Origin of the sequence: Pseudorhodoplanes sp. (assembly GCF_050250235.1) — a bacterium.
Taxonomy (GTDB): Bacteria; Pseudomonadota; Alphaproteobacteria; order Rhizobiales; family Xanthobacteraceae; genus Pseudorhodoplanes.
Genome location: NZ_JBFWPA010000149.1, coordinates 1 through 12795, shown reverse-complemented (window position 1 = coordinate 12795; position 12795 = coordinate 1). Strand labels below are relative to the sequence as shown.

At 55.2% G+C, this 12795-nt stretch carries 11 protein-coding genes and 1 pseudogene; 10 read left to right on the top strand and 2 right to left on the bottom strand.

Features of this window, described 5'->3' with window-relative positions:
• Positions 1-296: pseudogene (locus tag AB7F49_RS33395) on the bottom strand (hypothetical protein); the annotation flags it as partial.
• Between the two features lie 22 nt (positions 297-318).
• The gene (locus AB7F49_RS33390) at positions 319-1824 is read right to left on the bottom strand and encodes a flavin-containing monooxygenase (protein WP_428530311.1); all 1506 of its coding nucleotides are present in this window, start codon (positions 1822-1824) and stop codon (positions 319-321) included.
• Between the two features lie 611 nt (positions 1825-2435).
• On the opposite strand from AB7F49_RS33390, the gene AB7F49_RS33385 reads away from it, so the two are divergent.
• The 10 genes from AB7F49_RS33385 (at position 2436) to AB7F49_RS33340 (ending at position 12724) form a co-directional block, all read left to right on the top strand.
• Positions 2436-3326 carry a branched-chain amino acid ABC transporter permease gene (locus AB7F49_RS33385; RefSeq protein WP_428530309.1) on the top strand — a complete coding sequence of 297 codons (891 nt, stop codon included), beginning with the start codon at positions 2436-2438 and terminating at the stop codon, positions 3324-3326.
• A gap of 18 nt (positions 3327-3344) precedes the next feature.
• Positions 3345-4418, top strand: coding sequence for a branched-chain amino acid ABC transporter permease (locus tag AB7F49_RS33380; protein WP_428530307.1), 1074 nt, complete (start codon positions 3345-3347; stop codon positions 4416-4418).
• Positions 4415-5170: an ABC transporter ATP-binding protein gene (locus tag AB7F49_RS33375; RefSeq protein WP_428530305.1), complete on the top strand. Its 756-nt coding sequence runs from the start codon at positions 4415-4417 to the stop codon at positions 5168-5170. The genes AB7F49_RS33380 and AB7F49_RS33375 overlap by 4 nt, the downstream gene beginning before the upstream one ends.
• A gap of 4 nt (positions 5171-5174) precedes the next feature.
• Entirely contained in the window at positions 5175-5948 is a 774-nt protein-coding gene (locus AB7F49_RS33370; protein WP_428530303.1) for an ABC transporter ATP-binding protein, read from the top strand.
• Between the two features lie 37 nt (positions 5949-5985).
• Positions 5986-7860 carry an AMP-dependent synthetase/ligase gene (locus AB7F49_RS33365; protein ID WP_428530301.1) on the top strand — a complete coding sequence of 625 codons (1875 nt, stop codon included), beginning with the start codon at positions 5986-5988 and terminating at the stop codon, positions 7858-7860.
• A 33-nt stretch (positions 7861-7893) separates the two neighbouring features.
• Positions 7894-9075 (top strand): ABC transporter substrate-binding protein, encoded by a 1182-nt coding sequence (locus tag AB7F49_RS33360; RefSeq protein ID WP_428530299.1) that lies wholly within the window; start codon positions 7894-7896, stop codon positions 9073-9075.
• A 154-nt stretch (positions 9076-9229) separates the two neighbouring features.
• The gene (locus AB7F49_RS33355; RefSeq protein WP_428530297.1) at positions 9230-9907 is read left to right on the top strand and encodes a haloacid dehalogenase type II; all 678 of its coding nucleotides are present in this window, start codon (positions 9230-9232) and stop codon (positions 9905-9907) included.
• Positions 9908-10127: 220 nt separating this feature from the next.
• Positions 10128-10427 carry an antibiotic biosynthesis monooxygenase family protein gene (locus AB7F49_RS33350; protein WP_428530295.1) on the top strand — a complete coding sequence of 100 codons (300 nt, stop codon included), beginning with the start codon at positions 10128-10130 and terminating at the stop codon, positions 10425-10427.
• Positions 10428-10780: 353 nt separating this feature from the next.
• Complete coding sequence (locus tag AB7F49_RS33345; RefSeq protein ID WP_428530293.1) at positions 10781-12328, top strand: hypothetical protein; 1548 nt, start codon at positions 10781-10783, stop codon at positions 12326-12328.
• Positions 12329-12382: 54 nt separating this feature from the next.
• A complete protein-coding gene (locus AB7F49_RS33340) occupies positions 12383-12724 on the top strand; it encodes a DUF169 domain-containing protein (protein ID WP_428530291.1) in 342 nt (113 codons plus the stop codon).
• Positions 12725-12795 lie beyond the last annotated feature (71 nt).

Below are 12795 nucleotides of genomic sequence, written 5' to 3'. Positions count from 1 at the left end.
AGTTCTCGCATCAGACTGTCGAAATCGTCAAATTCGCCCAAGACCCATCCGCCACCGTGAAAGTAGACAAGAAGTCCCTTCGGGGCGGCGGGAATATAGAACCGAGATGGAATAGAAAGTCCGTCCCTCGTGATAATCCGATCTTCCACGCGTAGAACTTCCGGGCCTTTTCCGAAGAAGGCTCGCGGCAGCGCAAATTGAGCACGCGCCTCCTGCGGCGACAGATTTCGAAAGGCAGGCAAGCCTGCTGCTTTCTGACGGTTCAAAAGAGCAATCAAGGCAGGATGAAGTGTCATCGCAGAAGCTGACCGGACCGTGCTACACCGTTTGCTTGGCGCTGGTGAATGCCAGCCCTTTAAGGGCGTTGGCAGCGATCTCGCTTCGGAAAGCAGCGATCGTATCGGGCCAATGCGTGATCACCTTTCCGGTGCCGCCCACACGGTAATAGGAATTGCAGTTCCCGAGCACCATGACGCTGCGGCTGGCACGGCCCTGAATGTCGGCATTGAATTCGTTGTGCGCTGAGGGGGTGACTTCCACGACGTCCACATCAGCGCTTCTGAATTCTTGAAGCACGCGGACAACGAACCGCACCTGCGACTCGATGAACTCCGTGGCCGAAGCGCCGCTGACGTTCGGACCGTTGACGACGAACAGATTGGGGAAACCTTTGACGAACGTTCCGTAATAGGCCTCTGGAGCATTGCCCCAGAATGCAGAAAGTTCTCGGTCATCTCGACCGACTATCTTCAGTCCTCCAAGCATGGCCGCAGGATTGAAGCCGGTAGCCCAAACGACCATGTCGACTTTGTATTCATTTCCCTGATTGTCGACGATGCCGTCCTCGGTCAGCGAAACAACGCCGGCGCTCACCGCAGTGACATTATCTTTGCACATCGCCGGATAATAGGCATTGCTGAAAAGGGGCCGCTTGCAACCGAAACGATAGTTCGGCGTAAGGACCTTCCTTAATTCTGGATCGGTGACAACGGAATCAAAAAAGGCCTTCCAGGTCGCCTCCTGCTTTGCGATGAGCTCATCGTTCATCGGAAAGCGACCTTTCGCTATCAACTCGAATTGCTCAAACCAGACTTCTCGCCGCTCTCGTTGCTGCTCCGCGAATTTACTCGGATCGATTTCCTTGTGATCGAAGAACAGATCGGGTCGCGGCATCACATAGGACGGGGTACGCACGAAGTTAATCAATGCGTCAGCATGTTCAGCCGCATACGGAACGATCTGAATCGCCGTAGCGCCGCTGCCTACGATAGCTACCCGCTTTCCCTCTAACCGAATGTCTTCCGACCAAGCAGTAGAGTGCAAATACTCTCCCTTAAATTTGTCTAGTCCAGGCAGCTTGGGCACTACCGGCTGAGAGAAAATGCCCCCTGCCCAAATGACAAACCGGCTCGTCCACTTGCGCCCGTCGCTTGCGGAAACCGTCCATAGAGCGTCGTCTTCGTCCCATTCAGCCCTTACGATTTCGCAATTGTACTGAATGAGCCCATCAACATTAAAAGCACTCGCGAACTCGTTCAGATATGTAAGGATCTCGTTACCGGGAGCGAAGTTTGTGGACCATCGATCGCCCGGATAGAAGCTTATGCCGTACAGATCGATCGCGGTATCACAGGCCACATTCGGATAGCGATTTGCACGCCAGACGCCGCCCAGATGGCTGGCTTTCTCGAAAACGGCAATGGTGTCAAACCCTGCTTGCTTCAGCTTTGCTGCCGCGACCAAGCCACCGAGGCCCGCACCAATGATCACAACCTGAAGATTTTGAGACCCGTTTATTTGGCCTCCATCATAAGAAGCGACCATCATCACCCTCAAAAGACTCGCCTGCAATCGTCGCTATGCTGACTCTCGCACCTACCTTCATCTCTGAATCGCTGATGCTAAGACGCTCAACGCCATCGAATTCGCGCGGCTAACCAAGCGGTTATCACGGCGACGGCCGGACGTTGCTTCACAACGCGACAGTGCCGCCACCCGTGCCAGCACGCAAATTTATATGTGGGATAGGCAATATCACCGTCGTGAATTGCGATTGCAGAGGTTCGGCGCATATTCGCTTTAAAGGCCGACTAACGCAGCATCAAAAGCTCTCTTATGCTATCCGCTTCGGCTGAAACGATGAATTGGTCGAAACCGCCCTTTCGATAATAGCTCCGCCATCCCAATCCTCGCCTTCATGCGCTTGGCTATTTCAATACGGGAATTAATATTCCCCTCGATAAATGTCGCAGCACGATCTCTACCGTAATGCGCGCAACCAATTCATAGGATCAATAACAGATATCCTCGATATAAATTTGATTGTCGATCGAAGTGTCGGCACTCTCGGCTCAGCATATTGAGCCAGTCACAGTAATGTTGCAACCCGTCGCGTGCGGATACGACTCCGACTCACCGCCGCAGCGGAGGGTCGCATGAGTATGGATATCGGGACATTTCTCCAGCTGACCCTGAATGGTGTGGCGGTCGGCTGCATCTACGGATTGGTCGCGCTCGGCTTTGTCTTAATCTACAAGGCAACCGAAACCATAAATTTCGCCCAAGGCGAATTTATGATGATAGGGGCCTTTTTGGCCTTTACCGGCACCGTCATTTATGGATTGCCGCTCGCTGTCGCGATCGTCGGAGCGGTCTTGATTACAGCGGGCGTCGGTATTGCGCTCGATCGAATGATTTTGCGTCGCGTGCTTGGAGAGTCTCAGTTCACCATCGTGATGCTTACGATTGGCGTGGGCTATGTGTTGCGCGGTCTCGTCACAATGATTCCGGGCTGGGGAACGGAAACTTACGCTTTACCCAGCCCCGTCTCGGGTCAAGTGCTTCGTGCGGGCGCCATTTCCCTTAGCGCCGAGCACCTGACGGTTATCGCGGCCACTCTCGTGCTGTGCTTGGCCTTGTTTGTCTTCTTTCGCCGCAGCGTGATCGGCGTCGCGATGCAAGCGGTCTCGCAAAATCAGATCGCCGCTTATCTTGTCGGGATACCGGTTTCTCGAATGAACGCAATCGTCTGGGGGCTATCGGCGGCGATCGGAGCGATTGCAGGGATTCTCCTCGCGCCCTTCAGCTATGTGCACGCCAATATGGGATTGATTGGCATCAAGGCCTTTCCCGCCGCGGTGCTAGGTGGATTTGGATCGATACCGGGTGCATTGATCGGCGGATTGCTTATCGGGTTGATCGAAGCGTATGCCGGCTTTTTTATGCCGGAGGGCTACAAAGACGTCGCAGCTTATGTGGTGCTCTTGATCGTGCTTATCATCTGGCCCTCCGGGCTCTTCGGTGAGCGCTTCACGAAGCGCGTTTAAGAGGCCGGGGCAAACACGATGCGTTACTTGTTCAAAACCAGCTATCTCGACGATATTCGGCTAATCCAACATCGCGGACCGATCTTTTGGTATGGCCTGCTCGCCCTCCTATTGATCATCGCACCATTCGTACTATCACCTTATTATGTCACCCAGCTGACCCTGATCGCGATCTATGCGATCGTAGGCGTAGGCCTGCTCGTGCTGACCGGCTACACGGGTCAGATTTCGCTCGGCCACGCCGCATTTCTCGGGATTGGCGCCTACACTCAAGCCATTCTTGTAATTAACGGTATGCCGGCAGAAGTTGCGATTCCGGCCGCAATTCTTGTCACAGCTGCAGTCGGTGTATTTGTCGGCATTCCCGCCCTGCGATTGTTCGGAATCTATCTTGCCATCGCCACGCTCGCCTTCAGCTTTATCATCGAAGAAGTGCTAGCCCGCTGGGAAAGCGTGACCGGCGGCAATGCCGGACTGCAAGTACCGAAGCTGGCTTTGTTTGGCTTGCAGGTCAGCAACACGGGATTTTACTTCCTGGCGATGGGCCTTGTCGCAGCGGTAATTCTCGGGGTGCTCAATCTGATGCGTGCACCTACCGGGCGGGCCTTCATCTCCATTCGAGATTCAGAGATCGCGGCGCGCAGTCTTGGCGTCAATCTTGTATATTACAAGACGCTTGCCTTTGCTCTTTCCGCAGGACTGACCGGCCTCGCGGGAGCGCTTTACGCACACAAGTTTGGTTTCATCACGCCAGAGCAATTCTCTCTGTTGCTGTCGATCGATCTCCTCATCATGCTGTTTATCGGCGGCGTTCAAGCAATTCATGGCGCGGTCTTCGGTGCAATTTTCATCGTGGCCCTGCCCCAGTTCATCGCGGAGTTGAAAGATTATTTGCCGGCCAAGATCGTCGACAAGCCGGGGCTGCAACCCGTCATTTTTGGAATGATCATGATCCTGTTCATCCTGTTCGAGCCGAAAGGCTTCTACGGGCGCTGGCTTAAGATTCGCGAATATTTCGAGAACTTCCCGCTTTACCGTCGGGGCGCCCATCGTCGTCAGCGTTTGTATATGAAGTCGGAACGCGTCCGGTGAGCCTCCTCGACGTCGAAAATCTTTCCATCTCGTTCGGCGGCATCAAGGCCGTCGACGGCGTTAGCTTCAATGTCGAGGCCGGCGAGATCTTTAGCATCATCGGCCCAAATGGCGCCGGCAAGACAACTTTGTTCAACCTCATTAGCCGTATCTATCCGTCAAGCAGCGGCCGGATCGCTCTGGACGGGGTCGAACTGAACAAGCTTTCTGCCGGTCGCCTCGCCTCGCTCGGATTGGCTCGGACCTTCCAGAATATTGAACTCTTCGAGCACTCCACGGTGCTCGTAAATCTGCTTGTCGGGCGACATTGTCGCTCGCGCGCTTCTTGGTGGCGAGAGATGCTCTTTTTGCCTTCCGTCGAGCGGGCGGGGATTGAGCATCGCACAGAAGTAGAGAAGGTCATCGATTTTCTGGATCTCGCTTTGCATCGCGACGCCGTGGTGGCGATGCTCCCTTATGGCGCTCGCAAAATCGTCGAGCTCGGTCGCGCATTAAGCTCTCAGCCCCGCCTGCTCTTGTTGGATGAGCCTTCGTCGGGCCTGAATCCGGAAGAGACAGAGGACATGGCCTTCTGGATTTCCGATTTACGCGACGAAATGGGAGTCACCGTGATCATGATCGAGCACGACATGAACCTCGTGAACCGCGTATCCGATCGCGTGTTGGCGCTTGACCAAGGCCGCGTGTTGACGATGGGGACTCCTCAAGACGTTCAAGCGCATCCCGATGTCGTACGCGCGTACCTTGGATGACGCCATGTCAGGCAGCCTCTTAAAGCTCTCGAATGTCGAGGCGAGCTACGGACCTGTGCGCGCTTTGCGTGGGGTTTCGTTCGATGTTCCAGAAGGCAGCGTCGTCGTTCTTCTGGGAGCGAACGGTGCTGGCAAGTCCACGACCCTCAAAACCATTTCCGGGTTGATCGCTGCGGACAAGGGAATCGTTGAATATGCGGGTGAACGAGTTACCGGCCATCGACCGGACGAAGCCGTACACCGTGGCATAAGCCATGTGCCGGAAGGGCGCGAGGTATTCCCCTTTTTGACAGTGCTCGAAAATTTGCGAATGGGTGCGTTCACCCGCGACGGTCTCAACGAAGTCGTCGAGGAAATTAATCGCGTCTTCGATCATTTTCCGATTTTGAAGGAGAAGGCGAATCTCGACGCCGGCCGCTTGTCGGGTGGGCAGCAGCAGATGTTGGCTATCGGGCGAGCGCTCGTCGCGCGGCCGCGTCTGATGCTGTTAGACGAGCCTAGTCTGGGTCTTAGCCCGAAGCTGGTGCGCGACATATTCGAGTTACTAAAGCGCGTTTGCAGCGAGAACGGCACCACGCTTTTAGTTGTAGAGCAGAACGCCAAGGTCGCGCTCGATTATGCGGACCATGGCTTTGTTCTGGAGCTGGGTCGCGTCGTGCTTGGCGATACCGGAGCACGATTGCGGGCAAATCCAGACGTTCAAGAATTTTATCTCGGCGTGAAAGATGCGGGCTTGCGCGGCGTTCGGCGCTGGAAGCGCCGAAAGACGTGGCGATAGTCCGATGAAACCGAGAGAATGGGCGGCTAGCGTGGCAATGCAGCGAAATCTCGCCGTGGAAGCTGGCCTCGGGCCGTTCCAGAAAGAGCTCTCAGATCAGCCGACATTTCCGCGCTTGATTTGCCGCGCCGCCGAGCTGCGAGCGGATCGTGTAGCGCTTCGTCAGAAAATCGAAGGTATCTGGCAGCATACATCCTGGTCGGAGCTTCTTACGATCACACGCGAGGTCGCGATGGGATTGGCTGCACTGGGCATGAAGCCCGCTGACGTCGGCTCAATCCTTGGCAATACCAATCGTGACTGGTTGTTCGCCGACCTCGGACTACTTTGCGCCGGGTGCGTCAGCAGCGGCATCTACCCGACGGATGCTCCTCCACAAGTTCAGTTTCTACTGGCCGACTCCGCCAGTCATGTATTGTTTGTCGAGAACGAAGAGCAACTCGACAAGGTGCTGGCCGTTCGCTCCGAGCTAACCTATCTCAAGCACATCGTCGTTTTCGATACCAAAGGCCTGCGTGGCTTCGATGACCCGACGGTCATCACTTTTGCCGAATTGCGCCGTCGTGGGGCTGCCTATTACGCGGCCGACCCCAGCCAATGGGAGCGCTGCCTCGCATCGCGCAGCTCGGATGACCTCGCAATCTTGATCTACACGTCGGGAACGACCGGCAAGCCGAAAGGGGCAATGCTTTCGCATCGGAACATCATTTCGATGTTTGCCCCGTTTGTAGAGCGCCTGCTGCTCCGGGAACACGACGAACGGCTTTGTTATTTGCCGATGTGTCACGTCGCGGAGCGCATTACCGGAGTTTTCTGTTCGCTCTATGCGGGCGCTGTTGCCAATTTCATCGAGAACCCTACGACGCAGTTTGAGAACCTCCGGGAAGTCTCCCCGCATGTTTTCCTCGCGGTGCCGCGCATTTGGGAAAAGCTTTACTCCTCGGTGACTTTGCGTATCGACGATGGCACGGCGTTCGAGCGCTTTGTTTATAATCGCAGCCTCGCCTTCGCGCTTCGCGTCACCAAAGCGCAGCTGGAAGGGCATCCGGTTTCGATGCTGGACCGACTTCTCGTGCGCCTCGTCCGGCGGACTGTTTTCAAGAATATCCGCACATGGATGGGCCTCGATCGTTGTCGCACAGGCTTTTCCGCGGCCGCGCCAATAGCGGCCGATCTCATGATTTGGTACCGCGCGCTCGGCGTGAGCATGATCGAGGGTTACGGAATGACCGAGACCTCCGGCGTCGTGGCTATGGGACAGGTTGATACGTTCCGGCCGGGAACCGTGGGAACGGTGGTTCGTGGCGTAGAGGTCGCAATTGGGCGCGACGGTGAAATTCTCGTTCGCAGCCCCGGAAACGTCCTTGGTTATGTCAATTTGCCCGATGTCACGGCTGAGACGATCTCGGCAGATGGCTGGCTTCGCACCGGAGACGTCGGCGAACTCGACGACCGCGGATATCTGCGGATAACGGACCGACTTAAGGACATTATCGTCAATTCGGCTGGCAAGAACATCTCACCGTCCGAACTCGAGAACCAGCTCAAGCTGTCGCCTTACATCAACGATGCGGTGGCAATCGGCGATCGACGCAAATACGTCACCTGCCTGGTCATGATCGATCAGGAGAACGTCGAGAAGTTCGCGCAGGATCGTTCGATCCCCTTCTCTAATTTCGCCAGCCTCTGCAGCGTTCAAGAAGTCCACGACTTGATCTGGAGTGAGATCGAAACCGTCAATCGTCGGTTTGCCCGCGTCGAACAAATCAAGAAATTTCGGCTCATTACCACACTGCTGACGGCGGAAGACGAAGAAATGACCCCGACAATGAAGCTGAAGCGTCGGGTTATCGCCGACAAATACAAAACGTTGATCGAGGAAATGTATGCGGACGAAGAAAAGGCCGCATGACATCAGGGGTGTTCTCTAAAAAACTGGGAGGATATGTTTTCCATGAGAAAGATAGGACTTCTTTTCGCAGCCATCGTCTCCACCTGCATACCTTTCTCGCAGGCTTGGTCCAATCAGGGCGTGTCCGCGAACGAAATCGTCATCGGATCGATATTGGACCTGTCGGGTCCGGTTGCATCGACGGGCCAGCAGGGTCGCAACGGCATGCAGATGCGTGTCGATGAGATCAATGCAGCGGGCGGCATTAACGGTCGCAAGCTGAGGCTGATCGCAGAGGACTCCGGATACGATCCGAAGAAAGCTCTGCTCGCAGCACAGAAACTCGTGCACCGGGACCGTGTCTTCGCGGTGATCGGAACACTAGGCACGCCACCGATGGCCACCAGTCTTCCGACCATTATGGAAGGTGGAGTTCCGCATCTGTTTCCGATTGCCCTGCACAAGATGGCGAGCGAACCTCTTAGCCCGCTGAAATTCGCCATGGCCAATACCTATGACGACCAGATGCAGGCGTCCGTACGCTGGATCGTGAAGCAGAAGGGGTTCAAGCGCGTCTGCATCTTCTATCAGGACGACGACCTCGGGCACGAGATTATGCGCGGCGCCGAGGCAGGCCTGAAAGAGGTTGGATTGGAAGTCATCGACCGCGCCTCCTATAAACGCGGCGCACTAGACTTCTCCTCGCAAATGGCAAGGTTGAAGGCGTCGAATTGCGACCTCGTCGTGCTTGGGGCGGTGGTGCGCGAAACGATCAGCGCAGCTCAGGAAGTGCGAAAGCTCGGCTGGGACGTAGCGTTGCTTGGCTCTGCGCCTTCTTATTCTCCCGAGATCATCGAAATAGGCGGCGCAGCGTCTGAGGGCATTTATGCGGCAAACTCCTTCATGCTGCCATTCGCCGTTCAAGAAAGAGCTTCCCCCGAATTGGAGCGGTGGATTGCCGATTACCGTAAGCGCTTCGGCCAAGATCCGAAGCTTGGTAGTGTCATGGGGTACACCGCGATAGGCTTGTTCGCGGATGCCGCCAAGCGTGCGGGCTCCAATCTAGACGCCGGCTCGCTCGCCAAGGCGCTCGAAACCCTGACTGTCGCTCCTGATTTCCTTGGCAACGGAGAATTCCGTTTCTCCCCCACGGATCACGTTGGCAGTCGATATGTCCGCGTCCATCAAGTGAAGGACGGCAAGTGGGTCGCGGTATCGGGCTTTCTCGAAAAGTGACGGAAAGTTGCGATAAGAGTTTTTATCTGGCTACGCCCGCTCGAGACTTTGCTCGTCGATAAAGCCTTCGAGCATCGCAACGCACAACTTGCCCGGTCCGCAATTCGGATCGGGCAAGCTAATTTTTAGTCGCCTCCATCTACGGTAAAAACGGATGATTAAAGCTGTTCTCTTCGACGCGTACGGGACGCTTTTTGATGTTTATTCCATCAAGGCGCTAGCAAACGACATTTTTCCCGGACACGGAACCGCTCTTGCGACCTCCTGGCGAGACAAGCAGATCGAATACACCCGGTTGCGCACAATGTGCGATCGGTACGCCGACTTTTGGCAGATAACTTCCGATGCATTGGAATTCTGCTGCGAGGACCTCGGTTTAAACCTGTCAAAATCGGCGCACGAACGCCTGATGAATCAATACGCGGTCCTGTCCGCTTATCCTGAAAACGCTGCGGCGCTCACTCGTCTAAAATCGCACAAGTTGCAATTGGGGATTTTGTCCAATGGCACTGTCGAGATGCTCAAAAGCGCGCTGACTGCGTCCGGGCTTGAATCCTATTTTGACCACGTCATCAGCATTGAAACGGTTCGGAAATTTAAAACCGCACCCGAAGCTTACTCTCTCGGACCGACGACACTGGGTCTCAGTCCGGACCAAGTTCTTTTTGTTTCGTCGAACGGTTGGGACGTCAGTGGAGCGACATGGTTCGGCTACCGCACCTATTGGCTCAACCGATCTCGTCGCCCCCTAGAACGGCTGGGTGTCTGGCCGCACGCGATCGGTTACGATATGGGAGCTCTTGCCGATCATGCAATCGAACAACGCGGATAGGGATCGATCTACCGATCAGCGATCACGAACGCCCGCCAGAGCCCCAAGCGACATCGTTGTCGTCCCAGCCGCATGCGCGGATCATTCATGAAATCAATATCGTCTATCCGACATCTAAATTTGCTCGTAGTCAACGCGAGGCGCACTCTCCCGTGGTCGATCTAGCGCTCGTTCAGCGCGGCGGCAGAGCGCGACGGCAATCACGGGGAGTACAGTACGGATGATCACGGAAGTTGCGCAAATCGAGATCAAGCCGGGATTGGAGGCCGAGTTCGAAGCCGCCATCGTAAAGGCTCCAGCGCTTTTCGAGCGCTCTAAGGGATGCCGCAGCATGGAAGTGCGTCGCTCGATTGAGAAGCGGAACTGTTATCGCTTGTTCATAAGCTGGGATACGATCGAAGATCACACCGTTCATTTTCGCAATTCGACGGAATCTCAGGAGCTGAGAACCCTCATTGGCCATTTTTTTGCGTCGCCGCCGGAGGTCGAGCACTTCGAGCAGGTCGTGCAGGGATTTTGACGATAGTGAGTGCTGATTGTTGGCGTCACCGTCGCGCCAAAGTCGCGAGATTGAGTCTCTGCGCCAAGTCTAAATCAACGTAAAGTGCCCAAGATATCCCTACAAACCATAACGATTGTTCGCCGTTTGGCTGTCGCTATGACACACAATATTCACGTCAGTAATAATCGCAAACACGAAATTAAATTTGCATGGGTGGGAGCGACCCGTATCATCGCGAGGCTCAGAATTAAAACGATGGATGGCGATGAATTGGCAGACGCTTGGCCTGACACGGTCGTCCAGCGTTGCCGGTGACGGGCTCAATTCGTCATCCAGATCGACCAGAACAAGTTCATATTAAGGACAGGGTGATGGGAGACGTGGTCCGCTCGCATACGGCGGCCGAGTTGATTCGAGGCTATCCCTCGACATCAGACCGGACCAGAGGATGGCTGCGCTATCTCTACCGAAAGGCAACGACGCCCGATAATTGGGACAAGGAAGGCGAACCCCACGCGCATTGGGATGCGGTGACCGGACCGCCCGTACATTCTTGGCATCGTTTTGACCTAACGAAGTCATGTTACGCGTTGCCTTTGATGGCAGACCGCACGCCAGCTTGGCGTGAAGTTTATGGAAAGATTCTTGATGAGCTGATCGTTCGCTATACCGGCTATTGGACGGCAAAGGATTGGCTCGAACAGATCGGCCATGATCCGAAACGTAAAAACTATCCGGAAGAATGGTACCAGGCCTTCATTCCGAAATTCTTGCGCGGCGAGTACGACGTGCCGGGCTGGACGGCCAATGGTATCGAGCCTTGGGGTCTACAAATGGACCCCATCGGCGCCGACGGAAATCTATTCTTCAAAGGAGACTTCCTACTCCTCCTTGGCTTCTACGTTTACATCACCGGAGATGAGAAGTGGAACCAGCCTTTCCAGATGGTTCGCAACGGTCCGGATACTTTTACATGGACTCATTCAAAGATCGCTGAATATCTTTTCGCGCAGATGAGAGCACATCCGGAAGGCTGTCACTGTGAGAATACCAAGATCTGGCCTTTGTGCATGAGCCGAGCCGGCCTCGGACTGAGCCTTCACGATCTTGTTTACGGCACAGAATATCGGTTGGCCTTCGACACATTCTGGGAATATGCGCGGCGCAATTATCTATCGATACACGACGGCAAGGTCGTGGGTCCGGTGATGGCCTATTACGACCCACTGCTCCCCTATCATCACATGGGAGACCATATTCCGACGATATCGTTTTCTCCGGCTTTCGGAGTTTTGCCGCTATTCCGCGACGACGCGCGCGCCTTATTCGAAAGCGAGATAGAGCGACTGAATTGGCGGATTCTCCCGATCGGAAAGGCGGAAAGGAAGTTCAACGTACAGGAGCTTTTGCAGGGACTTTTCTTGGCCCGCGAGTTAGGGGATACCGCCCTCGCCGGAAAGCTCACAGGCTATGCTGAGGCGACCTACGGTCCAGTGTGGGACAAGAATACGGGCGAGTTCGCATGGGAGTTCGGCCTCGACGAAGCTCACCCAAGAGGGCAGATGAACGCACTCGCCGCTTTGGCGGAAGTCGTTAGTCCTGGCTCGTGGTGGGGGATAATCAATCAACCCAATTTACGGAAATTGGTCGAACCTACGGTCTATGGCGTCGACTTTCCGAAGGTCTGTCTCTCGCAAGCGATCTATGACGCAGATCGCCGTCTTCTTGTGGTGTCAACCGACGCCGGCGCTCCTGGCGCTCAAGGCGAGCCTACAACATTCCGAATTACCAATCTTTCTCCGCAAACCTGCATCGTCGAGGCAGATGGCGTTCGTTCGGACGATTGGAAACTCGTTGATGGCGAAATCGAGATCTCGACGACGATCGGAAAGCATTCGTTCGTTATCAGGTGTGCGTAGCTAATCGACAAGCGGCCCTTATGTGTCTAGCAAGAAGAAGCAGCAGGAATTACCATGGATCATAAAGCAATTGCCGGCATGCTGACGAACTCGCTTGACCTTGCCTCGCCGCCTATCGCGCTGGCGTTCGTCGAATCCACACCCGGGAACGGCGCGTCCGTCGATGCCATGCCAGCACCATCCGCTTGCTCGTTTTGGCGTAGAGCTGAAACAGGCATTTTCTTTGCTTCGGCGAAAGCGCATTTCAATTGTCCGGTCGGCGCGATGGTAATGGGCTTCGATCTTCCAAAGGACGTCTGCGATGAGTTGATGGGACTTGTCGGCACGATGGAGCAGCACGGGATAACGTACAGAATCTTTCGCACTTTCAGAACTGACGGCTTCTTCATAGACTGAAGGAGCAACCGATGAGTGACGAGAAGCCGATGGGCCAGGTCATCCAGATTGATGAAGCCCGGATTCGCGAC